General features: G+C 44.1%; 18 protein-coding genes and 1 CRISPR repeat array. Of the genes, 12 read left to right on the top strand and 6 right to left on the bottom strand.

The genetic code is table 11. The annotated features are described in order from the left end of the window. Positions 1-6 precede the first annotated feature (6 nt). Positions 7-1,242 carry an HD-GYP domain-containing protein gene (locus BP27_RS16620; RefSeq protein ID WP_084324474.1) on the top strand — a complete coding sequence of 412 codons (1,236 nt, stop codon included), beginning with the start codon at positions 7-9 and terminating at the stop codon, positions 1,240-1,242. Between the two features lie 77 nt (positions 1,243-1,319). Here BP27_RS16620 and BP27_RS0101615 read toward each other — a convergent pair whose 3' ends face one another. Together BP27_RS0101615 and BP27_RS0101610 are read right to left on the bottom strand one after the other, a co-directional pair. Further along, positions 1,320-3,302 (bottom strand): exoribonuclease II, encoded by a 1,983-nt coding sequence (locus tag BP27_RS0101615; protein WP_027850051.1) that lies wholly within the window; start codon positions 3,300-3,302, stop codon positions 1,320-1,322. Positions 3,303-3,396: 94 nt separating this feature from the next. Further along, on the bottom strand, positions 3,397-3,615 hold the full coding sequence (locus tag BP27_RS0101610) for a hypothetical protein (protein ID WP_150112006.1): 219 nt from the start codon (positions 3,613-3,615) through the stop codon (positions 3,397-3,399). A gap of 97 nt (positions 3,616-3,712) precedes the next feature. Here BP27_RS0101610 and BP27_RS0101605 point away from each other — a divergent pair, with 97 nt between their 5' ends. After that, complete coding sequence (locus BP27_RS0101605; RefSeq protein ID WP_036239094.1) at positions 3,713-4,546, top strand: carbon-nitrogen hydrolase family protein; 834 nt, start codon at positions 3,713-3,715, stop codon at positions 4,544-4,546. 17 nt (positions 4,547-4,563) lie between these two features. Here the strand turns inward: BP27_RS0101605 and BP27_RS14865 are convergent, their stop codons facing one another. After that, positions 4,564-4,950, bottom strand: a complete 387-nt coding sequence (locus BP27_RS14865) for a DUF488 domain-containing protein (protein WP_051610130.1) — start codon at positions 4,948-4,950, stop codon at positions 4,564-4,566. Between the two features lie 85 nt (positions 4,951-5,035). Between BP27_RS14865 and BP27_RS0101595 the strand changes: the two genes are divergently transcribed. Further along, positions 5,036-7,483, top strand: coding sequence for a YbeU/YbeR family protein (locus BP27_RS0101595; protein WP_027850048.1), 2,448 nt, complete (start codon positions 5,036-5,038; stop codon positions 7,481-7,483). Here BP27_RS0101595 and holA read toward each other — a convergent pair. Genes holA through leuS form a run of 3 tightly spaced genes read right to left on the bottom strand, consistent with a single transcriptional unit; the run spans position 7,480 to position 11,622 of the window. Further along, a complete protein-coding gene (gene holA / locus BP27_RS0101590) occupies positions 7,480-8,508 on the bottom strand; it encodes a DNA polymerase III subunit delta (protein ID WP_027850047.1) in 1,029 nt (342 codons plus the stop codon). The two genes, BP27_RS0101595 and holA, sit on opposite strands and share 4 nt — an antisense overlap. Then, positions 8,508-9,023, bottom strand: coding sequence for an LPS-assembly lipoprotein LptE (locus BP27_RS0101585; RefSeq protein ID WP_036239092.1), 516 nt, complete (start codon positions 9,021-9,023; stop codon positions 8,508-8,510). The genes holA and BP27_RS0101585 overlap by 1 nt, the downstream gene beginning before the upstream one ends. Position 9,024: 1 nt before the next feature. Further along, positions 9,025-11,622, bottom strand: coding sequence for a leucine--tRNA ligase (leuS, locus tag BP27_RS0101580; RefSeq protein ID WP_027850045.1), 2,598 nt, complete (start codon positions 11,620-11,622; stop codon positions 9,025-9,027). Positions 11,623-11,723: 101 nt separating this feature from the next. On the opposite strand from leuS, the gene BP27_RS0101575 reads away from it, so the two are divergent. From BP27_RS0101575 to cas2e, 9 genes are all read left to right on the top strand, one after another. Beyond that, the gene (locus BP27_RS0101575) at positions 11,724-12,548 is read left to right on the top strand and encodes a helix-turn-helix transcriptional regulator (RefSeq protein ID WP_027850044.1); all 825 of its coding nucleotides are present in this window, start codon (positions 11,724-11,726) and stop codon (positions 12,546-12,548) included. A gap of 120 nt (positions 12,549-12,668) precedes the next feature. Then, positions 12,669-15,236, top strand: a complete 2,568-nt coding sequence (locus BP27_RS0101570; RefSeq protein ID WP_027850043.1) for a CRISPR-associated helicase/endonuclease Cas3 — start codon at positions 12,669-12,671, stop codon at positions 15,234-15,236. 9 nt (positions 15,237-15,245) lie between these two features. After that, on the top strand, positions 15,246-16,742 hold the full coding sequence (gene casA / locus BP27_RS0101565) for a type I-E CRISPR-associated protein Cse1/CasA (protein WP_027850042.1): 1,497 nt from the start codon (positions 15,246-15,248) through the stop codon (positions 16,740-16,742). A 5-nt stretch (positions 16,743-16,747) separates the two neighbouring features. Continuing rightward, a complete protein-coding gene (casB, locus tag BP27_RS0101560) occupies positions 16,748-17,296 on the top strand; it encodes a type I-E CRISPR-associated protein Cse2/CasB (RefSeq protein WP_036239087.1) in 549 nt (182 codons plus the stop codon). After that, the gene (gene cas6e, locus BP27_RS0101555) at positions 17,293-17,937 is read left to right on the top strand and encodes a type I-E CRISPR-associated protein Cas6/Cse3/CasE (RefSeq protein ID WP_027850040.1); all 645 of its coding nucleotides are present in this window, start codon (positions 17,293-17,295) and stop codon (positions 17,935-17,937) included. Before casB ends, cas6e begins: the two co-directional genes overlap by 4 nt. 19 nt (positions 17,938-17,956) lie before the next feature. Next, entirely contained in the window at positions 17,957-18,985 is a 1,029-nt protein-coding gene (gene cas7e / locus BP27_RS0101550) for a type I-E CRISPR-associated protein Cas7/Cse4/CasC (RefSeq protein WP_027850039.1), read from the top strand. A gap of 12 nt (positions 18,986-18,997) precedes the next feature. Next, positions 18,998-19,714 carry a type I-E CRISPR-associated protein Cas5/CasD gene (gene cas5e / locus BP27_RS0101545; RefSeq protein WP_027850038.1) on the top strand — a complete coding sequence of 239 codons (717 nt, stop codon included), beginning with the start codon at positions 18,998-19,000 and terminating at the stop codon, positions 19,712-19,714. A gap of 3 nt (positions 19,715-19,717) precedes the next feature. After that, positions 19,718-20,593 carry a type I-E CRISPR-associated endonuclease Cas1e gene (cas1e, locus tag BP27_RS0101540; RefSeq protein ID WP_027850037.1) on the top strand — a complete coding sequence of 292 codons (876 nt, stop codon included), beginning with the start codon at positions 19,718-19,720 and terminating at the stop codon, positions 20,591-20,593. After that, positions 20,571-20,855: a type I-E CRISPR-associated endoribonuclease Cas2e gene (gene cas2e, locus BP27_RS0101535; RefSeq protein ID WP_027850036.1), complete on the top strand. Its 285-nt coding sequence runs from the start codon at positions 20,571-20,573 to the stop codon at positions 20,853-20,855. The genes cas1e and cas2e overlap by 23 nt, the downstream gene beginning before the upstream one ends. 50 nt (positions 20,856-20,905) lie before the next feature. Next, a CRISPR array of direct repeats spans positions 20,906-22,520; the repeat unit is 28 nt; unit sequence GTCTTCCCCACGACCGTGGGGGTGTTTC. Between the last annotated feature and the right edge of the window lie 6 nt (positions 22,521-22,526).

Here is a 22,526-nt window from a genome sequence, read left to right as displayed (position 1 = left end):
AACATTATGTCATCGAAGCAGTTTGAATTGTTAAAGGTAAAGCAGGACGACCTAGTCGTTGGCAAGCCTACGCCTTATAAAATATGTGATTCCGACGGCCAAGAACTGGTTGAAAAGGGTACTCTTATTCAATCAGATATGTATAAAAAACTATTGGAGCAGGTGGGGTATTTTTCTAAAGAAATAAGAAAAATTAAACTAGCTCATTTCCCTAAGCATAAAAAAGTTAAACAGCCTTTTGTTTTTAAAGGCAGGGTAAACCCTTTTGCAGAATTTGATGATTTATGTGTTCAGCTAGAAACCTTGTTTAATGAAATGGAGTTCTCAAGAATCCAGCCTGAGGGTCGAGTAGAACGTAAGGTTTATGATATTGCAGCACATATTCAAGGTTTAGTTAACTACGATGCCGATGCGCTCATGGGAGCGGTCCACCTTTCTGACCGTTTTGAATACCATGTACACCACCCCATGCAAATTGCTATTTTAACTGAACTTATACTAGAAAGATTACAAGTCACGCAAGACGTTCGCATCAGCACCCTAGCCGCAGCTTTAACCAGCAACTTGGCAATGAACCCCTACCAAAAAGCTTTGAATCAGCAGAAAACGCCTTTAACTGATCAGCAGCGTAAACTGGTAAATAATCATCCATTGCTCAGTGCAAGGCAATTAGAAGAAGCGGGTGTAGAAAATGAGCTCTGGTTACAGCTAGTAGAGCAGCATCACGAAAAGCTCGATGGCAGCGGCTACCCTATGCAGCTAGAGGGTGAAGAAATACGTCGAGAAGCACTTATACTTGCTTTAGCCGATGTTTACTCAGCAATGATTACCCCTAGAGTTTATCGCGGCCCTATTAAGCTGACAGAATCACTCCGTGACTTATTTACTCAGCGTGGCAGTAAGTTTGACGATAAGCTAACCCGATTATTTATTAACGAATTAGGTTTATACCCACCTGGCATTTATGTGCGCTTAGAAAATGGTGAGCTAGCCGTAGTGGTAGGTCGAACGTCTGACTTTAAAGTCCCCATGGTGGCGAGTATAAGAAAATCAGATGGTAATATGCACTCTTCACCGCGTAGACATAGCACGAAAGAGCCTGGTTTTGCTGTTAAGTATGTGTGTGATCCAACCGAAAGGGTGAGAGTGGACCCATCACAGCTGTGGGGCTTTGAAGCGTTAAGAGTCAATATTAAAGTTGATTTATCGAGTGTTGATGAATTTATGCGTGGTCTGCGCTAGCTTAAAAAACCAAAATAAAGCCTTAATAAAAAGCCACTCAGTTTTTATATCTGAGTGGCTTTTTTTTGCTTTAAAATCTAGGCAGAAATGCGAGCAATTAAACTACGTTGATCTACTTTAACCTCGGTTAACTCTATTTGAATTTTATCAGTCACACGGTATTGCACTTCATCCTTAATTTTTATCCAGCTATTATCTGCATCACACATAATTTCATCTTTAACTGCATGAATGGAAGAACCAGGAATAAATACAGCAGCGCCATTAGCGATTAAACGAGCACGCATACCGCCTCGGTTAATATTAAATATTTCTGCTTCAAAACGTTCGCCTACTTTTTCTTCTAAAAAGCGTGCATACAGCCAATCTTTAACTTCACGTTCTGCCAAGCGGTTAGTTTTACGCGCTGCAGTTAGTTGTTCAGGCAAGCTCTCATCAATAGGTTGCGGAGTTTTACCCGCTAGAATAGCTTTAATAATGCGGTGGTTCAGCATATCGCCATAACGACGAATGGGAGAAGTCCAGGTGGCATAACCTTGAAAACCTAAGCCAAAATGGGGGCCAGGTAGAATAGACACTAAAGAAAAACCTTGGTAACGACGTAGGCGTGCATCTAACCAGCCAGACTCTAAGTTATCTAATGCAAGACGTAGGTGCCTAAAACCAAGCAAGGTATCTAGGTTTTCAGGGGTAAATGCTTCTTCGTGGTAGGTTAAACCCTGTTCAGCAATAAGCTCTACTGCACTAGCGACTTTTTCTGAATCAAAACCTTGGTGAACATTGTAAACACCCTGGCCTGCTTTTTCGGTTAGGAAGTTGGCAGCACAAACGTTGGCTAACAGCATGGCTTCTTCAACCATTTTATGACCAACACGACGTTCTTCAGTAACAATATCGACCAGTTTTCCATCGGCATCTAATACAAAGCGGTAATCAGGAAAGTCTTTAAATACTAGCGCGTTATTATGTCGCCAAGCCAAACGTGCTGCAGCCAAAGCCTCGAGAGCTTTTAAAGCTTCGGCAAGGTCTGGTGAGCTAGGCTGCCAATCACCTATACCCTCTAACCAATCTGATACCTTTAAGTAGTCCAACTTAGCTTTAGACTCTATCCAAGCAGCTGAAAACTCTGTTGACCCTAGTTGAGCACCCGACTCGTCTAAGGTGAGGGTTGCAACTAAAGCAGGACGACGTTGGTTTTCAACCAGCGAGCAAAGGTCATCAGATAAAACCTTGGGTAGCATGGTGACCGTGCGAGCAGGTAAATAAAGTGTAAAAGCCCGTAGTTTAGCTTCAAGATCTGCCGCGCTACCCTCTGCTACATAAGCAGTTGGGTCAGCAATGGCTACTTTTAATACCCAGCCACCCTCACTACGAGGTGTTACGGCTAAAGCGTCGTCCATATCTAAAGTAGACTCGCTGTCTAGGGTAAAGAAGTTGTCTGAGGTTAAATCTTGGCGAACCAAGCCTTCTGGGTCTGTTAAAGTCCAGTCTTCATCTATTACAGGTTGTTCGCGAGGTAAATTATGACGCGCTAAAATAACCCACCAAGGCGCATAGTGGTCATCACTTTTGGCAACAAGCTGTGTTACCTCAACAAAAAAGCTGGTGTCGTTAGGTTTTAATGGATGGCGCTCTAAATTAGCGACAACCCAATCACCCTCGGTGAGGTTTTTTTCATCTAGGCCATTTGCAGCTTTACCTTTAATGGCTTGTTTAATACTTGGGTGGTCTGGCACTACTGCTAGCTTGCCTTGTACTTTTTGTACCCGAGCAATAAAACGATTTAAACCCATTTCAATGAGTTCTTCTGGCTCAGCAGTTTCACGTGCTTGGCCTTTGTTGTCAGTTTCTTCATGTAAAACGGCTTTAACCACATCACCGTGCATTACTTTTTTCATATGGGGTGGGGGTACAAAGTAGCTTTTGCCATCTTCAGTTTCTAGAAAACCAAAACCACGGTCAGTGCCCTTAATGCGGCCTTCTATGCGTGGTGTTGTTTCACGCAATTGGGTTTTTAACTGAGATAGTAGAGAGTTATTTTTTAGTAGGGCATTTTGCATAGATTAAGAAACCTAGTTAGACGGCAAATAATGAAAAGCACACTATAACCACTCAAGAGGGGGTTACAAGTTGCAGCGATAAGTTTTTGTTAATTTATTTTTTATCAGGAACCATGTATTCCTGAATTTGAATTTGGCGCATTTCACTAGGGCTAGGTGCCATAAAGTGACCATACCAAACAGGCCCTGTACCAATTAAAAAACCAATAATGGCAAGGCTAAGACCAATTTTTTTGCGCTTTTCTTTAAGGGTGAGGCCAACAAGCACAATTACCACGCCAATAAAGTGCAAGAAAAAAATACTGGGAGCCATATAAAAAATTTCCATCTTGTTGATAGGTGGGTGAGGCAAGTAAACTGTGGGGTATTCTACCTCATAGTTGTTTTTCATTTCAGTGCTGGAGTCAGTTATGTTGCATCCACGTAGTTTTTCTCATTTAGAAGCCGCCGCTAAGGTTGCAGCAATACAAATGAATTCAGCGGCAGACTGGTCTGTTAACCGTGATAAAGCCGCCCAACTGATTGGCCAAGCAGTAGACCAGGGAGCAGAGCTAGTAGCCCTGCCTGAATACTTTCCAATCATTACTCCAGATGAGTCTGCCCGTTTTGCCTTAGCTGAAGACGATGGGCAAGGGCCCATGCAAGACTTTTTAGCAGAACAAGCACAAAAGCAGGGCATTTGGTTAGTGGGTGGTAGCCTGCCACTAAAAAGCTATGCGGCAGATAAGCTAACCAATACCTGCTTAGTGTATGGCCCTAATGGTCAACGTGTGGTGCGTTATGACAAGGTACACTTATTTAGTTACCAAAAGGGTGAAGAACGATATAACGAAGCTGCAACACAAATAGCGGGTGATCAGCCAGTTAGTTTTGATACGCCTTTTGGGCGAGTTGGCTTAGGTATTTGCTATGACCTGCGTTTTCCCGAGCTATTTCGTAAGTTAGATGCAATAGATTTACTGATTCTACCCGCTGCTTTTACTGTGCCTACAGGCAAAGCTCATTGGGAGCTTTTATTACGTGCTAGAGCGGTAGAAAACCTTTGCTATATGTTAGCGCCCGCTCAGGTAGGCGAGCACGCAGGCGGACGTAAAACCTATGGTCACTCTATGTTTATAGACCCTTGGGGTGAAGTTTTAGCCTATCAGCCAGAAGACGAAGGCGTGGTCTTAGGTGAGTTAAATGCTGCAAGGCTGCAAGAGGTACGCACCCAGTTACCAGCCTTACATCATAGGCGCTGGTAATTAATTCAAGGATAAAACTATTCAGGGCTAAGATTAAACATATTACTCTTGAGGCGGGTTTCTAGCAGGTCTTTTAGTAAAGCCAACCAAGTGTGTTCAGGTTCGCGCTCTACGGTTAACAAAGTAAGTTTGCCCTGGCTGGCAGCATCTAAAAGCTGAGTAAGTTTTTGAGGCTGTAGATGTATCTCTTCACGATAAGCTTGTGTAAAGCTTTTCCAGTCTAGCTCGCCCTTAACTAGCTGACGTTTCAACCCACTACTAGGGGCGGCATGTTGGCACCAAGAGTCAATGTTTAAATCATGTAATTCACGACTATGGGGTGAGACAGGGTCTACTAAAATTCTAGTTCCATCCTGGTCTTCTTTTGCTGCATAAATCCATTTAATAGCTATTTCGTGTTTCATAACGCCTTCTCTGTTGAATTGGACTGACGCTGGCGCTTCACTCAGTTAGAATAGCCCGCTTAGCTCTTTTCCCTCGGGGGTTGTTTTGTTTGTAACCTTAACTGATTGGCTGCGTCCATTATTACTCACAACGAATGATGATCGTGAGACGGGTGAAATTTTAGCTGAGTGTAGTTTACCTCAGTTAGCCGATGCCTATAGCTTTTTACACCGTGCATGGCACCAAACTTCTGCCAGTGATCTAGTCAGTAGTGTACAGGTGTTAGCTGCTATGCGGCACCTGCATTGGATAGATTCTAACGAAAGCCAAGCCTGGTTAGAACTTTTTGCCCAGCGTTTGCAGCAAACCTACCCAACTGCCGAACAGCTACTAGCTCGCCTTGAAGAGGAAGACTATGGGGTAGCTAAATTAAAACGCATGGCCCAAGCCGACTTTTCAAACTGGCAAGCCAAGTTTAGTGTTGAGTGCACTTTAGATAAGCTCAGCTTGCAACTACCCAAGGCTTTGCAAGCGCGCAACACCCCTATAGGTTATGCATTAGCCATTCGTTCATCTAGCTTTGTTGTTTATCAACAGCCCCTAGACAACAAAGAAAAGTTAAAAGAAAAATTTTGGCCAGATGTGCAAGCCACTCTTAATGAATATTGGCAGGTTCATTCAGGAAAAGATTGCCGACAGCTTTTGTATTGGATGGCAGGGCAGGGTCAGCGTTATGCATGGCAACTCGATGCGGCCTGGTTACAGCAAGCAGAAGAGTCTGATCGCCAGGTTTGGCGTAGTGAGCTACCTGAAGGTTACGAAGACTATGCTAATGTACTAACCCAATTAGAACCTGGCAGCCAGTTAGATGTTGCAGCCTGGGATTGGGTACGCATGGCAGACCTTGCCTTTGCTGGTTACTTGGCTGGTTATTTAACTCAAGCTGAGTGGCGTACATTTGGTTTGGTAGCACTTTGGTTATTGCGTAGTCAGTACACTTCTTGGCAAGCCTTAGCTAATAGCTATTTATTGGGCTATCAGTTGTGGCAAACCCAAACAGAATACACTTTAAGCCCTGAGTTAGAACACACTTGGGAGCTACTCTTAGAATCTCCCTTCTCACCCTTTCAGCAGCTAGATTGGCAAGCCCTAGCCTTAGATCACCCAGATTTTCGTGATGCCAGGGCCAACTTTTCAGCTGGCTTAGACGAGCCATTTTTATTAACCGCTCTAGTGGCGAGCTTGCGAGACGATGCCAGCCTATTAACTGGCTTAGCACCCGATGAATTACCTGATGAGCGTCGTGATGAAGCCAAAGACTATTTATTTGCAGGTTTAGATATTCATCCAGACGAAGCCCTAACTTCAACCTTGTCGCGCTTTTGGCAACCCGGACGAGTTCATCATTATGATCAACTGGCTTTAAACAGCCGAATAAATAAAGCACCACGCTTAGCTAAAAACCTAGCTGCAATACCCGAGGTTTGGGAAATATGGCAGCAACAATTGCCGGAACTAGCCGAGCTAGTGAAACATCCAGCAGGCATAGTAATGGCAGAGAAGTATGCTTTTTACTTAGTTAAGGCTGAAGAAACCCACCATTACCCAGCAAAAGATAGGCAGCAGCTTACCCTAGCGTTAAAAGATTATTTAAGCTGGCATTATTCCACTGCTCAAGAAATGCTCCAAGCGTGGCGGGGATGGGATGAGCTTTTATCTAAAGCAGAAGATGAAAAACCTTTATTGATAGAGCTAGATTGGCACTTAAAAGACCCAGGTAGCTTGTTTCGTTTTATTCCTTGGAAGCGCCCACCGGTTAGCTTTACCGAGCCAGGTAAACCAGTGAGCGAAGCCGACCTAGCGACCTTGAACCTAGTGGGGCCTTTAACTGGTATTCATTGGTCTTGGCCAGAAAAGTTGCCCGCTTGGCCAGCCCAAGAGCTTAAAAGCCTCTTACAAGATACGCACTTATTTCAAACGGCTGATGATTTAATTGATTACCTTAACCACCTCTATCATGCAGGTGACAGGCAAGAATACTTAATCGCTTTTTCGCCCTTCACCTTAAATGAAGCAAGGTTAGATGCTGAAATAGAAACCCATGCAATTGAAGAACGTGATGAAGAGCAAGAAGCTTATTATCAACGCTTATTAAGAGTGAAGCACAATAGCTTAGGCATTAATGACGTTGATTTAACTGCTTGGGATATGGTGCAGCTGGTTGATTTAGCCGTAGCTGGTTACCAGCTTAATTGGTTAGATGACGACCAGCTCCATGCTTGGTTAGCCAAAGTACGTGATTTAATAACCCAGGAGTATTCTGGTTGGGATGACTTTGCACGCGCTCTATTAGCGGGTTATAACTTTTTTATGAATGAATCAGCAACTAGGTCTGAACTCTTAGAAACCTTTAGCCAACGCTTACTTAGCCTGCTGATAGCTGTACCTCCTCAAGTTGGGCTTTGGTACACCCTAGCTTGGCCTGGGGAAAGAGCAAGGGAATGGAATCAAGCTGCAACGGCCTTAACAACCGCTAAACAGCGTTTGCACTAGCTGCTGATTAAAGCTGGTGCTTGGCCACTAAACTGCACAACCAGTTGTAACAGTAAGTCATTTAATGGCTCACCCGAGCCTTTAATGGCCTGATCGCATTGGTTGGCCAGTTGTAAAAGTTGTTGGGCTTGCAGAGGCGTTAAGCGTTTTGAGGCTTTAGCGTAAAGCGGTTTGCGTGTATCCCAAATGCGTAATTGCTGGCAAAGGGTGTCGAAGGGTAAGCCATCATTTAACTTGTAGGCTAGGTGAAAAGCTTGGCGAATTTCTCTAGTTAATGCCCAAAGCAATAAAGGCGCTTCCGTTCCTTCAGCTTGTAAGCCGCGTAAAATTCTAACTGCTCTATTACCCTTGCCCTCTAAACAAGCATCGGCTAAATCAAATAAACTATAGCGGCTGGCATCTTCAATTAAACTTAGCAGTTTTTCAGCGTTTAACACTTCACCTTTATTAACAAACAGGCTGAGCTTTTCTATTTCTTGAGCAGCAGCCAATAAATTACCTTCAACTTTTTCTGCTAAAAGCGTAGCCGCTGCAGGCTCTAGCGTTAAGCCACTGGTTTGGCAACGCTGGCTAATCCACTGAGGCAGCTGGTTAGCACTAATAGGCCAAATTTGTACAATTAAACCTGCTTGATCAACGGCTTTAAACCAAGCACTTTTAGTTTGTGCTGCATCTAACTTATTGCTTGTAAATAGAAAAATATCTGGGCTGTTAGCTAGTTGCTGGCAAAGGGTTCTTATTACCTCACCACCCGGTTTACCAGGTTTGCTAGCACCTAAACGCACTTCTATAAGTTTGCTATCACCAAATAAAGACAGGCTAGCAGTTGCCTCAAGCAAACTATGCCAAGCAAACTGAGCGCCAACATCGTAAACCTCGCGCTCGGTTATGCCCTGTTGCTTAACCTTTGAACGAATCAGGTCGGCAGCTTCTTGCATTTGTAAGGGCTCATCGCCCGTTAGCCAAATAATTTTGGGCAGTTGCTTATTAAGGCTAGAGCTTAATTTATTAACCGCGATTTTCATTACTGAAGTGCCTGAATGCGTAAAGTCAGCTGACGGATTAAATCATCTTCCATACTGCGCAAAAGTTCTTTGCGTAAGCTATCACGCGTTAGCAGACTGTCGGTATCAGAGTTATAAGAATACTGACGGTAGGCCTGAAGAACCTCATCAGTAAACAAAGCTTCACCTTGGCTATCTCTAGCGCTAGCGGTAATTTGCAGACTTAACTCAAACTCTTCTCTTTGACCAAAAACAACCTGACGTTGGCTAGAGTTAAAATCTTTAAGCTCTAACCTAAGTTTACTAGGATCTAATTCTTGGCTAATAACCACACCCGATTGTTCTAGTTGCCTTGCTAGGGTGGCGGCTAAATTATTAGCGCCCCCTTGGCTACTAATATATAAAGGCTGCAAGTTTTCTGGCAGCTCAATAAAGCCACGCAAACGAAAACCACAGGCACTTGTTACCAGTACCACTAGCAGTAGTAATGCAATGCCTAAATGTGGCTTTATTGGTGACTTTATTAAGCTAGGCATTTTAACCAACCACTAGGTTAATTAATTTACCAGGTACCACTATAACCTTGCGTAGTGTTTTACCATCTAGGTACTTCTGTACCTTTTCATCTTCCAAGGCTATTTTTTCAATGGCTTCTTTATCTGCATTAGCTGGCAGCTCTAGCTGTACACGTGGCTTACCGTTTATAGAAACCGCCATATTAATGGTGTCACGCGTTAAAGCAGACTCATCCACTTCAGGCCAAGGCGCATCAATCACGCTGCCTTCTTTGCCTAAATCTTGCCAAATTTTATGGCAAATGTGCGGAATAATGGGCGATAACATAACAGTTAAGGCTTCATAACCTTCACGCGCTACAGCCAGGCTAAGCGGATCTAAGGCATTAAAGCGAGATAACTCGTTGGTTAGCTCCATAACCGCTGCAATGGCAGTGTTAAAAGTAATGCGGCGACCCATATCGTCGGCCACTTTTTTAATGGTTTCATGGGTTTTGCGACGCAGATTCTTTTGTTCAGCCGTTAACTGGCTTAAGTCTAGCTCGCCCGGTGTTCCTGCCAAGAGGTGTTGGTGTACCAAGCGCCATAGGCGTTTAAGGTAACGACTAGCACCTTCTACCCCAGTATCTGACCATTCCAAAGATTGATCGGGTGGGGCAGCAAACATAATAAACAAGCGAACAGTATCGGCACCGTAAAGGTCAATCATGGATTGTGGATCAACACCGTTATTCTTCGACTTGGCCATTTTTTCCATACCACCGATTTCAACGGGTTGACCGTCGGTGGTTAAAATAGCACTGGTCGGTCGACCTTTAGCGTCTTTTTCTACTTCTACATCGGCAGGGTTAAACCACTCTTTGCCGCCATTGGGTAAATTACGGTAGAAGGTTTCAGCAATAACCATGCCTTGGGTAAGCAACTGCTTAAAGGGTTCGTCGCTATTTACTAAACCAAAATCACGCATCAGTTTATGGAAAAAACGCGCATATAGCAGGTGCAAAATAGCGTGTTCAATACCACCGATATACACATCGACAGGTAACCAATAATTAGCCCGTTCATCTAACATGGCATCGTTATTGTCGCTGCTACAAAAGCGTGCGTAATACCAGCTAGATTCCATAAAGGTATCAAAGGTATCGGTTTCACGCTGCCAGCCATCTTCAAGCTCGTAAAAAGCTGGCATTTTTTTAATGGGCGAACCGCCAGAAGCATCAAACTCAACTTCTAAAGGTAGTTCAACAGGTAAGTCTGCATCGGTAACAGGGCGGGTTTCGCCATTAGGACCATTCTCAACAGGAATGGGCGCACCCCAATAACGCTGACGAGAAACACCCCAATCACGCAGGCGGTAGTTAATTTTAATGCGACCCTTGCCTTGTTTTTCTAACTCACCAGCAAGAGCATTAAAAGCGGCATCAAATTCTAAATCGTTGTATTGAGACGAGTTAATTAAACGGCCTTTTTCTTCAAAAGCAGCTTGGCTAATGTCACATTCTTCACCAGCTAGTGGCTCAATGACCTGCTCAATGTTTAAGCCGTATTTGGTAGCAAATTCCCAGTCACGTTGGTCGTGGGCTGGAACAGCCATAACAGCACCTGTGCCATATTCCATTAGCACAAAGTTAGCCACCCAAATAGGCACTTGACGACCGGTTAAAGGATGCACAGCCTCAAAGCCGGTTGCCATGCCTTTCTTTTCCATAACAGCTAGGTCTGCTTCAGATGTACCACCCTTAGCACACTCAACCAAAAATGCGGCTAGCTCAGGGTTGTTTTCAGCGGCGGCTTTAGCCAGCGGATGACCAGCTGCAACAGCCACATAAGTAACACCAAACAAGGTATCAGGGCGAGTGGTGTAAACTTCTAAACCTTCAGGTAAAACTTGCTTGGCCTGTTCAGTTAAGCCAAAAGTCATTTCCACGCCGCGAGACTTACCTACCCAGTTGCGCTGCATGGTTTTAACTTGCTCAGGCCATTCAACTTTTTCTAGGTCGGCTAGCAACTCTTCAGCATAGTCAGTAATTTTTAAGAACCACTGAGGGATTTCTTTACGCTCAACTAAAGCGCCAGAACGCCAACCACGACCGTCAATTACTTGTTCGTTCGCTAAAACGGTTTGGTCTACTGGGTCCCAATTCACCATGGCATTCTTTTTATAAACCAAGCCTTTTTCAATTAGCTTGCCAAAAAACCACTGTTCCCACTTATAGTAAGAAGGGTCACAGGTAGAAAACTCACGGCTCCAGTCATAAGCAAAACCCAGCGACTTAAGCTGGTCACGCATGTAGGCAATGTTTTGCTGAGTCCACTTGCCAGGCGCAACATTATTTTGAATAGCAGCATTTTCAGCAGGTAGGCCAAAAGCATCCCAGCCCATAGGCTGCATTACATTTTTGCCATTCAAACGCTGAAAGCGACTAATAACATCGCCAATGGTGTAGTTACGCACATGACCTATATGCAGCTTGCCGCTAGGGTAGGGAAACATAGAGAGGCAATAGAATTTTTCGCGGCTAGCATCTTCAACGGCTTTAAAACATTGGTTTTTATCCCAGAAGCTCTGAGCCTGTTGCTCCAGTAGACTGGGTTGGTAATCGGGGATCTGGGTGTCCATTTTGTCTCGGTTAAATTAGTTAAAAAATAGAAAAGATAACGCCTTAGAATACACTAAAAAAGAGCTAAGATGTAGCAGCTATAACAGGGAGAATAAGCCTAATGCATAACTCAAAGCATAAATTTTTTTACTGGCTGATAGAGCTACTTGCTTATTGGGAAGGACGAATACAGCCATCACAACTAGCCAGTATTACGGGTGTTAGCCGACAACAAGCCAGCAAAAAGCTAAGTGAGTATCGGCAAAATAACTTACAAGCCTTAAAGTTTTGCAATAAACAAAAAGCATATTTGCCGACCGAAAAACTTCTACCCAGCTACATAACCTGCGAGGTAGGTGAGTATCTACGCTGGATTACTGGCCAGAATATACAGTATGAAAGAGCATTAGCTAACACTTGCTTAGCACCACCTATGAGGCCTATAGCACCTGAGCTAATGCGAGCTTTGTTACAGGCTTTACGAGAACAGAAGCGAATAGAAGTTAACTATGTTTCTATTAGTAATCCTGATCACGAAGGACGAATTATTGTTCCTTACCATTTAGTTAATACAGGCCAAAGATGGCACTTACGTGCTTGGTGTGAAAAAAACCAGGATTTTCGAGATTTTGTATTAGGTAGATTCCAAGGTAAGGCTGAATTATTAAACAAAAGCACAATAAGTTTTTTAGATGATGCAGCTTGGCACACTCACGTTTCTATTATTGTTGCACCTGACCCAAGGCTAAGTGCTGAACAGCGAAGAGTAGTTGAGTTTGAATATGCCATGCAAAATGGCCAGCTAGAAATAATAACGCGAGCCTGTTTAGTTAGCTATAAATTACAGCTTTTAAATATAAATCCACGTATTTATGAAGCAGAAGCAACAGCGCAGCAATTAATAATTATCAACAAAAATGACATTAAACCTTGGTTGTTTGAGTAGAGCTAATAATATTTAGCAAAGGACTGTCGGCTTTGTTTACAGTGTTTTTTTTACAGGCTTGTAATTGGATAGAAGTTTTAGCATTGTTGGGTAAGTTAAATTTTAAAACTAAGGAAGGTCATGAGAAGGAAAAAAACAATAACAGTAAAACCAAAAGCACACCTTGTTGATTTTAGTGTTTGTCCAGCTAAAACTTTTGAAGCTGGACATGGTTTTAAGTTAGGGCGTAGTGTTGAAAATCACTGTCATATTGTTGGTGAAGTAGCGCGTGAAATCATTCATCGCTTACCTACCAAACACCTTTTTCCACCTGGCTCCGCATTTACAGCAGCAACCCACGATATAGGCAAAGTTAGCCCTACCTTTTATAACAAGCTGATGCGTGCTTGTGGCTTGCCATTAATTCCTAATGTAAATCCTGACTTAGAAAAGCAATGGGGTGGCCATGCGGGTGTTAGCCAATTAACCGCCAAAGCAATGAATGCACCTGAATATATTCCTGAAATTCTTGGTCAGCATCATGGATTTACACCACCTGTCAGTGGTAAACGAGCGAATGACGATGTTTTCGGTAGCACTGCTTGGCAGCAAGAACGAGAAAAGCTGGTGCTAGCATTACAAGAAGCGTTAGGTGAAAGCTGGCCAGAAATAAAATCTTATGCTCAAGCGCGTTTGTTAGCTGGCTTAACAAGCGTTGCAGACTGGATAGGCTCAGGTGAACACTTTGATGACCCAACAAAAGATTGGCAAAAAAATATCAGGGTGGCGCTTGATCAAGCAGGTTTTGTGCAGCCTACCTATAAAAAAGATTTAAGCTTTGAACAGGTGTTTGGTTTTCCTCCACGCGAAGCGCAAAGCTTGTTAATTGAGCAGGCGGCTAGCCCAGGTGTTTATGTGTTAGAAGCACCAATGGGTTTAGGTAAAACCGAAGCTGCACTTTATGTAGCTTATCAGCAGTTGTCCACAGGTAACACTAGCGGTGTTTATTTTGCGCTTCCTACCCAACTGACCTCTAATAAGATTTTTGAGCGCTTCCAAGGTTTTCTTGATCAGATACTGACCGAAGATTGCGAGCAGCGTTCTTTGCTGCTGCATGCTAACGCTTGGCTTTATGACACTGATATGGGTGAAGAAGGGCGACCGGGTGGCGCTTGGTTTAATCAAGCTAAACGTGGGCTTTTAGCACCTTTTGCGGTGGGTACAATTGACCAAGCTTTAATGGCAGCTATGCACGTAAAGCATGGTTTTGTTCGTGCTTTTGGGTTGGCAGGAAAAGTCGTGATACTTGATGAAGTCCATACCTATGATGCCTACACAGGCACGTTGCTAGATGCTTTGGTTAAATTGCTTCGTGAACTAGATTGCACCGTTATTATTTTAAGTGCCACGCTTAACCAAGAACGTCGCCAACAAATAATTGGTAGCCAAACTAGCTCGATGGCTTATCCGTTGATTACCTCATTTCCACAAAAAGCCAATGAAGTAACCGAGGTTGTTATACCTAAAGGTGATTCACGGCAAGTACACATTCATTTGCAAGAAAATGATGACCTTGCCCTTGAAGAAGCTCTGAAACGTGCGGAACAAGGTCAGCAAATTTTATGGATAGAAAATACGGTTAAAGAAGCCCAAGAGCGTTACCTAGATTTAGCAGCACGTGCAAATGAATTAGGCGTGGCTTGTGGTTTGCTACATTCACGTTTTACTTTGCATGATCGTCACAAAATTGAAGAAAAATGGGTAGGTTTATTCGGCAAACCTGGCTGGCTACAACGCCAACAACAAGGACGCATTTTGGTCGGAACACAAGTGCTAGAGCAGTCGCTGGATATAGATGCTGATTTTATGGTGAGCCGTTTTGCACCCACCGATATGTTATTACAGCGGTTTGGCCGTTTATGGCGGCATGAAGATACACCACGCTGCAGTTTTGCTAAGCCAGAAGCTTGGTTGTTAGCACCCAAACTCAAACCAGCTATTGAAGCCCCAGCGGCAGAATTTGGTTCCAGTGCTTTTGTGTATAGCCCTTTTGTGTTGTGCCGCAGCTTAGAAGTATGGCAAGGCAAAACTCAAGTTACATTGCCCGATGATATTCGACCACTGATTGAGGACACCTATAAAGCGCGCGAAGAACAGGGTGCAATGTTGCGTTGGTTAATGGAGCTAAAGGAAGGCAGCCGTTACAAAATAGGCCAGCAAACATTACAGCAGTTAGCCAATATATCATTAGCACAAACGGGTGTTACCTTGCCTGAAAGTAAAGCTCAAACACGCTACAGCGAAGCAGATAACTTCGAAGTGCTTATTTTGCGCTCGATTAAATACGACCAAGAAAGCCAAGCAGGTGTACTTGTTTTAATCACGGGTGAGCAAATTGTTTTACCTTTAAGGCGTTCACAGCTAGGGAGAGCAGATTGGCGTAAATGTACTGCTAAATTAATGCAGCATCTTGTGAACGTGCGTATTGCCGATGCCCCTAAACAAGTACCCACCCAAGTATTAAAGCACTTTGGTTTACAACATTGTTTTTATTTAGGTAACCCAGATTGGCAAGATGATGAGAGTTTATTAAGAGTTGCTTTGCTAACTGAAACTGATGAATTAAAAGGAATAGAACACATGACTATTCACGATAAATACCCTTTGGAATACCGAGATGATTTAGGTTATCAGGTAATCAAAAACTAGGAGTTACCAATGGAAAATCGCTTTAACTTAATTGATGAGCCTTGGATACCTGTTACCGATCAAGGAAAGGTAAGCCTAAGGCAGATATTTACCGAGCCTGAATACCGCAGTTTGGGAGGAAATCCTGTTCAAAAAATTGCGTTGTTAAAATTGCTGTTAGCTATCGCACAAGCGGCTGCAACGCCCAAAGATGAACAAGAGTGGCAAGCGTTAGGGGCACAGGGTTTAGCCAAGCGTTGTTTGGCATACCTAGATAAATGGTATGACCATTTTTACCTATATGGCGATAAGCCTTTTTTGCAGATGCCTGCAATAGCTACTGCAAGAGCACTTTCATATGGTGCTTTTGTTCCCGAAGTCTCAACAGGAAATACGACAGTCCTTAATCACTCACAAGTTGAGCGTGAGTTAAGTGAAGCAGATAAAGCTTTGTTGTTACTCACACAAATGGGATTTGCACTGTCAGGTAAAAAAACAGATAACAGTGTAGTCCTTTCTGAAGATTATGCAGGTAAAAAAAATAATAAGGGTAAGCCGTCTTCAGGTAAAGCGGGGCCGTCAGTCGGGCACATGGGTTTTTTGCATACATTTTTATTAGGAGTGAACTTGCAAACAAGCCTTTGGCTAAACCTTTTTTCTAAGCAGAAGCTTACCCAAATGAAATTATATCCTGAAGGAATGGGGCAAGCCCCATGGGAAGAAATGCCAGTAGGTGAGGGCTGTGCTCGGGCAAAACAGCTGAAACAAAGCCTAATGGGAAGGTTAATTCCTTTATGCCGTTTTTGTTTATTAACACCAGAAGGTATGCACTACTCTGAAGGTATTGCACACGCTGGCTATAAAGAAGGAATGCTTGATACCAGTATGGCTGTTAATTATTCCCTTAAAGATCCAAAAGCCTTGTGGGCTGATCCTGAAAAAAGACCTTGGCGAGAACTTACAAGCTTGTTGAGCTTCTTTGAGCAATCAGGATCGCAAGGCTTTCATTGCTGGCAAGTGCATAACGGCTTAGATCGTATCAGAGAAGCGGTAGACTATTTTACGATTTGGTCTGGCGGTTTGAGAGTAAGCAGCAATGCAGGTGAGCAATATGTCTCAGGAAACAACGATTCTGTTGAATCGCAAGTAGGGTTAGAAAGTGCAGTATTGGGTGAAGGGTTTTATGTCCAGCTTAAACAAGAAATGGAAGCTTTGGAGTCGCTTGCTAAAAATCTTTATGGGCGTGTTATAGGTTATTTTAAAGACCAGAAGCTTGATGGTGCAAAGTTAGCAGCACAAGCTACACAGCTCTTTTGGCAGTTATGCGAGCGCGATTTTCAAACACTTGTTGATAACTGTGAACCTTTAGAGGAAACCAACAAAGTGCGCCAACAGCTACGCCGCAAGTTTTCAAACTACCAACAACAAGCTTATGACTTTTATTGCCCTAAGGGTACTGCAAGGCAATTAGATTACTGGGTGCAGCATCGCCCTAATAACTTTAAATATTTAGCACAGGAGGCTTAATCATCATGCAAGCTGCTCAACAAGCAATACCAAAGAATAAAACCAATAAAGAACAGCAATTTGTTCACTACATTATTGACCGTTGCAACCAAGATAAAGGTTTTATTGCAAAATTACGCCGCGCTGATAACCCTGCTACTGAATACCAAAGTTGGGAAATATTAGGGCCGTGGATTGATCTTGAAAATAGTTATGAGCGTCTTCCCTATGCAACCATTGCAGCAGCCATTGCTAGAAGTAAAGCAGATAAAAATGGAAGCTTGCCTTTAGGTAAAGCCATTGCGATGTGTTACCCAGAAGCCGGTGGTGCTGACAAGTATAGCGACCAAACCAAAGCACGTTTGCGCCGTTTATTGGCATGTCATGATGTTGCTGAAGCCTGCCGTATTTTGCGCTCAACCTTAACTTTAATTGATAGTAAGTTAGGCCAACCCATAGATTTTTCAGCCCTGCTTCGTCAACTACGCTTTTTTGGTGAATCCAGCAAAATCAGGTGGGCGAAAGACTTTTATAATCAGCGCGATCAAGATAAGACTACGGAGGTGCAAGAATGACTTTGATAGCTAGTGTTTTGCACCTTGATCGTCAAGCCATTAAAGCATTGAAAATCACTAGTCCCTATTCACTGCACCGCGTGGTTTATAGCTTGTTTGAAGATGTGCGCAGCGAGCAAGAAAAACAAGCCAGTAAAAGTAGCGGTCTACTTTATGCGGATCAAGGGGGTGACTATAAAAGTCGTAAAATTCTGCTGCTTTCTAATCGACCACCCCAAGAAAAGGTTGATGGGCAGTACGGTGAAGTACAAAGCAAAGCAATTAGTGACAGTTTTTTAAACCACGCAAACTACCGCTTTAAAGTAATTGTAAACCCAACAAAACGTGACAGTGCTAGCAAAAAGCTACTAGCAGTAAGGGGAAGAGAAGCTGTACATGATTGGTTTGCTGAACGTGCTAAAACCAGCTGGGGCTTTGATGTTTCACCTGCCCAGTTACAAGTCGATTCAATTAATGTGCTGCAATTTAAAGATAAAAACCAACGCGATATAACAATGGCACAGGCAAGTGTGCAAGGCACTTTACAGGTAACTAACCAACAACAGTTTATTAACAGCTTTAGTCAAGGTGTAGGCCGTGGTCGTGCTTTTGGCTGTGGGTTGTTACAACTCGTTCCTTTAATAGAAAACCCTTTTGCTTAATAAAAACAGGAAAATAACGATGAAAAATACTTACACCAATACCCGAATTGAATTCCATATTTTGCAATCCTTCCCCGTTACCTGCTTAAACCGTGATGATGTAGGTGCGCCTAAATCAGCAGTGGTTGGAGGTACGCCTAGGGCACGTGTTAGCTCGCAGTGTTGGAAGCGTCAAGTTCGCTTAGCCATGCAAGATTTTGGTATTAAGTTAGGTATTCGTACCAAGAAAGTAGAGGGCTTGTTACATAAAGCTTGCGTAGCAGCTGGCGCTAGTGAAGAGCAGGCTACCGCTTGTGCAGAAAAAATTTCCAAAGTATTAAGTGATGACACTTTGTTATTCATTAGCGAAACAGAAGCTAATGCCTTTGCAAATTACGCAAAAACACTAGAGTTTGATGCCAGTAAAATTAAGGATAAAGACTTAGGGCGTGTTGCTAAAAAAGCATTGAATGCGGCACATGATGCTTTAGATATTGCTTTGTTTGGCCGCATGGTTGCTAAAGCTACCGATATGAATGTTGAAGCCGCTGCATCGTTTTCTCATGCTATTTCTACCCACAAAGTAACTAATGAAGTTGAGTTTTTTACTGGGTTAGATGATTTGCAGGATGAGCCAGGCTCTGCCCACATGGGAAGCTTAGAGTTTAACTCGGCTACCTATTACCGTTATATCAGCCTAGACCTAGGCCAGTTGGCGCAAACCTTAGGTGATGATGCTGACTTAAAACCTGCTATCGAAGCTTTCACTAAAGCTATTTTTGTAGCAGTTCCAAATGCGCGTCAAACTACCCAGTCGGGTGCTAGCCCATGGGAGTTTGCGCGTGTATTGGTTAGAAAAGGCCAAGGTTTACAAGTACCTTTTGAAACAGCAGTACGTGCTAAAGAGGGTGGTTTTTTACAGTCCAGCGTTGCAGAACTTAAAGGCTATTTAGATAAAAAAGAGAAAATGACTGGCTCATTATTTGGCAAGTTAGCGGGTTATGAATGGGGTGAAGATGAAAACTACAGCATTGATAACTTGATTGAAAACTTACAAAGCCATGTGTAATGGGGGTGAGCTATGAGTGAACCTTATTTATTGCTTTGGTTAGAAGCGCCGCTGCAAGCTTGGGGGCATGACTCTAAGTTTGGCCGTCGCGATAGCCTAGACTTTCCCACCAAGTCAGGTGTCTTGGGCTTACTGTGTTGTGCTTTAGGTGCTAGCGGTAAGCAAACGGAATGGTTAGCACAGTGGGCAAATAGCGATATGGTGGTTGAGGCCTATGTTCGCCAAGGCAAAGAAGGCGAGCCAGTTACGCGCGAACCTTTGTTACGTGATTTTCACATGGTCGGTAGTGGTTATGATGACCAAGACCCTTGGCAAAATTTGCTGATCCCTAAGACAAGTGATGGGAAGAAGTCAGTCGGGGGTGGTGCAAAAATGACTTATCGCTATTACTTGCAAGACATGGCCTATGCGGTTGCCTTGCAAGGCCCACAAGCAGAGCTAGAAACCCTAACAGAAGCATTAAAAACCCCTGTTTGGGGTTTATACCTTGGCCGTAAGAATTGTGTGCCAACAGAATTTATTGGCCAAGGTGTTTACCCTAACTTAGATGCTGCAATGAATAGAGCGCATGAAATAGCCGCTTCTGAAGATAAAAACAGAACGTCCATTTTCAAAGTTCTACAGGGGGAGCATGAAGGCGAGGTGATCACTTTAAACGATGTACCCATACAATTTGGAGAACATAAGTTATACCGTGACCGACGTGTAACGGTAATACCTAGGGAGTAAGGTATGTCTGAGGGCACCCGTTTACTGGTTAAGGTAACACGCGATACCTTGCCGCAAGTTAAAGATAAATACCCTTTTATTTATCTTGAACGAGGGCGTTTAGAAATTGATGACAGTAGCATCAAATGGATAGACGCAGAAGCTAATGTCGTGCCTTTGCCGGTTGCAACGTTGAATGCCATTTTGCTTGGGCCAGGAACAACAGTGACACATGAGGCAGTTAAAATTGCCGCTGCTGCTAACTGTTCTATCTGCTGGGTTGGTGAAGATAGCCTGCTGTTTTATGCAGCGGGCTTTTTGCCTACTGCCGATACGCGCAACCTTAGGCAACAAATTGAGCTGGCAGCAGATGATGAGAAATCTTTAAATGTCGCTAGAAAAATGTTTGCTAGGCGGTTTCCAGATGCAGAGCTTACGGATAAAACCTTGCAACAAATGATGGGCATGGAAGGCCATCGTGTGCGAACGGTTTACCAAACTAAAGCGCAAGAATACCAAGTAGGCTGGAAGGGCAGGCAGTTTACGCCGGGTAAATTTGAAATCAGTGATATTACTAATCAGGTGCTAACGTCTTGTAACGCTGCTCTTTACGGTATTTTATGTTCTGCCGTGCATAGCATGGGCTATTCTCCACATATTGGCTTTATTCATTCAGGTAGCCCGTTACCCTTTGTTTATGATTTATCTGATCTATATAAAGAATACCTGTGTATAGATTTAGCATTTTCATTAACAAGAGACTTGGCGGGGCGTTACAACAAACACAAGGTTTCCAGTGCATTTCGAAGTCGCGTAATAGAGATGGATCTTTTAGCTAAGGTTGCTGTTGATATTCCTGAGCTGTTGGGAGGGAAACGTGCTCGTCGTCATAGCAAATGATTTACCGCCTGCGGTACGTGGGCGTATGAAATTATGGTTTGTTGAGCCGAGGCCTAATGTCTTTGTTTCAGGAATTAAAGACTCAGTTGCAACTAGCGTAATTGATTACCTTTATAAATACTGCCCAGCTAGTTCTGGCGTAATGATATTTAGGTCTATATCTAAACCGCCTGGGTATGAAGTTCGATCTATTGGCCCCACTCGAAAAACAATGACTGAAATCAGTGGATTGCAGTTAGTTATTGAAACCCTTAAAAACTAAAGAACACTAGGTGTTGTGTTTTAACTGCAGATCTTTAACAATGTGTTGCTGTCTTCCCCACGACCGTGGGGGTGTTTCCCCTGTAGGTATGTAGGGGGGTTACCCACAAAAGTCTTCCCCACGACCGTGGGGGTGTTTCCAGGGCAATAATAACACTGCCCCACCAAAAATCGTCTTCCCCACGACCGTGGGGGTGTTTCCTCGCTTACCCTTATTTTGTCCGTTGTATTTTTGTCTTCCCCACGACCGTGGGGGTGTTTCTAAATATTCTAGGCCGTGAACAGCATTTTTTCGGTCTTCCCCACGACCGTGGGGGTGTTTCCAAGTGCCTATGCTATAAGGCTTTACGAGCTTTGTCTTCCCCACGACCGTGGGGGTGTTTCCGTATCTGACGGAGCGCCCATCATAGGCAACGAGTCTTCCCCACGACCGTGGGGGTGTTTCCAATAAGTTTTTTTATTGTCGGCTGTAGTTTTGGTCTTCCCCACGACCGTGGGGGTGTTTCTTTGATATATAGCAAGCGACTGACCGCCAAGCTGTCTTCCCCACGACCGTGGGGGTGTTTCCTGGCATCGGGGTTCATTTCAGGGGCTGGTGGTGTCTTCCCCACGACCGTGGGGGTGTTTCCTTTAGCGCCTTTTATGCCGCCATCCATGCTGTGTCTTCCCCACGACCGTGGGGGTGTTTCTCAGCAAGCTTTAGACCGAATTATGATTGGCTTGTCTTCCCCACGACCGTGGGGGTGTTTCTCAAGCATTTTAAGCAGTAAAGATTTTGCAGTAGTCTTCCCCACGACCGTGGGGGTGTTTCTCCGCCATTACTTTCGTGGTTTCGTTTTGGCGTGTCTTCCCCACGACCGTGGGGGTGTTTCTCAAGCATTTTAAGCAGTAAAGATTTTGCAGTAGTCTTCCCCACGACCGTGGGGGTGTTTCTCCGCCATTACTTTCGTGGTTTCGTTTTGGCGTGTCTTCCCCACGACCGTGGGGGTGTTTCCTCGACCAAAAGCCACCTTGCCAAGCCTCTTGAAGTCTTCCCCACGACCGTGGGGGTGTTTCCACTTCTGACAGTTCTACCGCTAGCTACAAACTGTCTTCCCCACGACCGTGGGGGTGTTTCTTAATGTTGCGTGCGCTTCATGAACTTGCTGTGGTCTTCCCCACGACCGTGGGGGTGTTTCCCCGGTGTGATACCAAGCAAGTCAGTAGTTTTTGTCTTCCCCACGACCGTGGGGGTGTTTCTTCCTGCTGATTCAAAAGCCTGATTTAAGATTTGTCTTCCCCACGACCGTGGGGGTGTTTCCCTGGCTAGCTGGTCTTGCTGCTGCTGCTGTCGGTCTTCCCCACGACCGTGGGGGTGTTTCTAAGCGGCTGGCACCACCTTTGGCCGTGCCAGCGTCTTCCCCACGACCGTGGGGGTGTTTCCCGAAGCGTCCGGGAAGTGCGCCGCTTTAGGCTGTCTTCCCCACGACCGTGGGGGTGTTTCTGGCGACTCCAGTTATTAATAATGTGGATTTAGGTCTTCCCCACGACCGTGGGGGTGTTTCTGCGCTCTTTATTGCTAGGCCAGTGCGTTCTGAGTCTTCCCCACGACCGTGGGGGTGTTTCTCTCTTGCTCGCCTAAGTGTTTATCCGCGCCAAGTCTTCCCCACGACCGTGGGGGTGTTTCTACAGC

This window comes from Marinospirillum insulare DSM 21763 (assembly GCF_000686905.1).
In the GTDB taxonomy this organism is placed as follows: Bacteria; Pseudomonadota; Gammaproteobacteria; order Pseudomonadales; family Halomonadaceae; genus Marinospirillum; species Marinospirillum insulare.
This window is presented reverse-complemented; position numbering and strand designations above follow the sequence as displayed.

Excerpts from the sequence above, each read along its gene's own strand:
- casB (WP_036239087.1), top strand. The coding sequence starts at position 16,748 with ATGCAAGCTGCTCAACAAGCAATACCAAAGAATAAAACCAATAAAGAA.
- cas6e (WP_027850040.1), top strand. The coding sequence starts at position 17,293 with ATGACTTTGATAGCTAGTGTTTTGCACCTTGATCGTCAAGCCATTAAA.
- BP27_RS0101585 (WP_036239092.1), bottom strand. The coding sequence starts at position 9,023 with ATGCCTAGCTTAATAAAGTCACCAATAAAGCCACATTTAGGCATTGCA.
- holA (WP_027850047.1), bottom strand. The coding sequence starts at position 8,508 with ATGAAAATCGCGGTTAATAAATTAAGCTCTAGCCTTAATAAGCAACTG.
- casA (WP_027850042.1), top strand. The coding sequence starts at position 15,246 with ATGGAAAATCGCTTTAACTTAATTGATGAGCCTTGGATACCTGTTACC.
- BP27_RS0101615 (WP_027850051.1), bottom strand. The coding sequence starts at position 3,302 with ATGCAAAATGCCCTACTAAAAAATAACTCTCTACTATCTCAGTTAAAA.
- BP27_RS0101575 (WP_027850044.1), top strand. The coding sequence starts at position 11,724 with ATGCATAACTCAAAGCATAAATTTTTTTACTGGCTGATAGAGCTACTT.
- BP27_RS0101605 (WP_036239094.1), top strand. The coding sequence starts at position 3,713 with ATGTTGCATCCACGTAGTTTTTCTCATTTAGAAGCCGCCGCTAAGGTT.
- BP27_RS14865 (WP_051610130.1), bottom strand. The coding sequence starts at position 4,950 with ATGAAACACGAAATAGCTATTAAATGGATTTATGCAGCAAAAGAAGAC.
- BP27_RS0101570 (WP_027850043.1), top strand. The coding sequence starts at position 12,669 with ATGAGAAGGAAAAAAACAATAACAGTAAAACCAAAAGCACACCTTGTT.
- cas5e (WP_027850038.1), top strand. The coding sequence starts at position 18,998 with ATGAGTGAACCTTATTTATTGCTTTGGTTAGAAGCGCCGCTGCAAGCT.
- BP27_RS16620 (WP_084324474.1), top strand. The coding sequence starts at position 7 with ATGTCATCGAAGCAGTTTGAATTGTTAAAGGTAAAGCAGGACGACCTA.
- BP27_RS0101610 (WP_150112006.1), bottom strand. The coding sequence starts at position 3,615 with ATGGCTCCCAGTATTTTTTTCTTGCACTTTATTGGCGTGGTAATTGTG.
- leuS (WP_027850045.1), bottom strand. The coding sequence starts at position 11,622 with ATGGACACCCAGATCCCCGATTACCAACCCAGTCTACTGGAGCAACAG.
- cas7e (WP_027850039.1), top strand. The coding sequence starts at position 17,957 with ATGAAAAATACTTACACCAATACCCGAATTGAATTCCATATTTTGCAA.
- cas1e (WP_027850037.1), top strand. The coding sequence starts at position 19,718 with ATGTCTGAGGGCACCCGTTTACTGGTTAAGGTAACACGCGATACCTTG.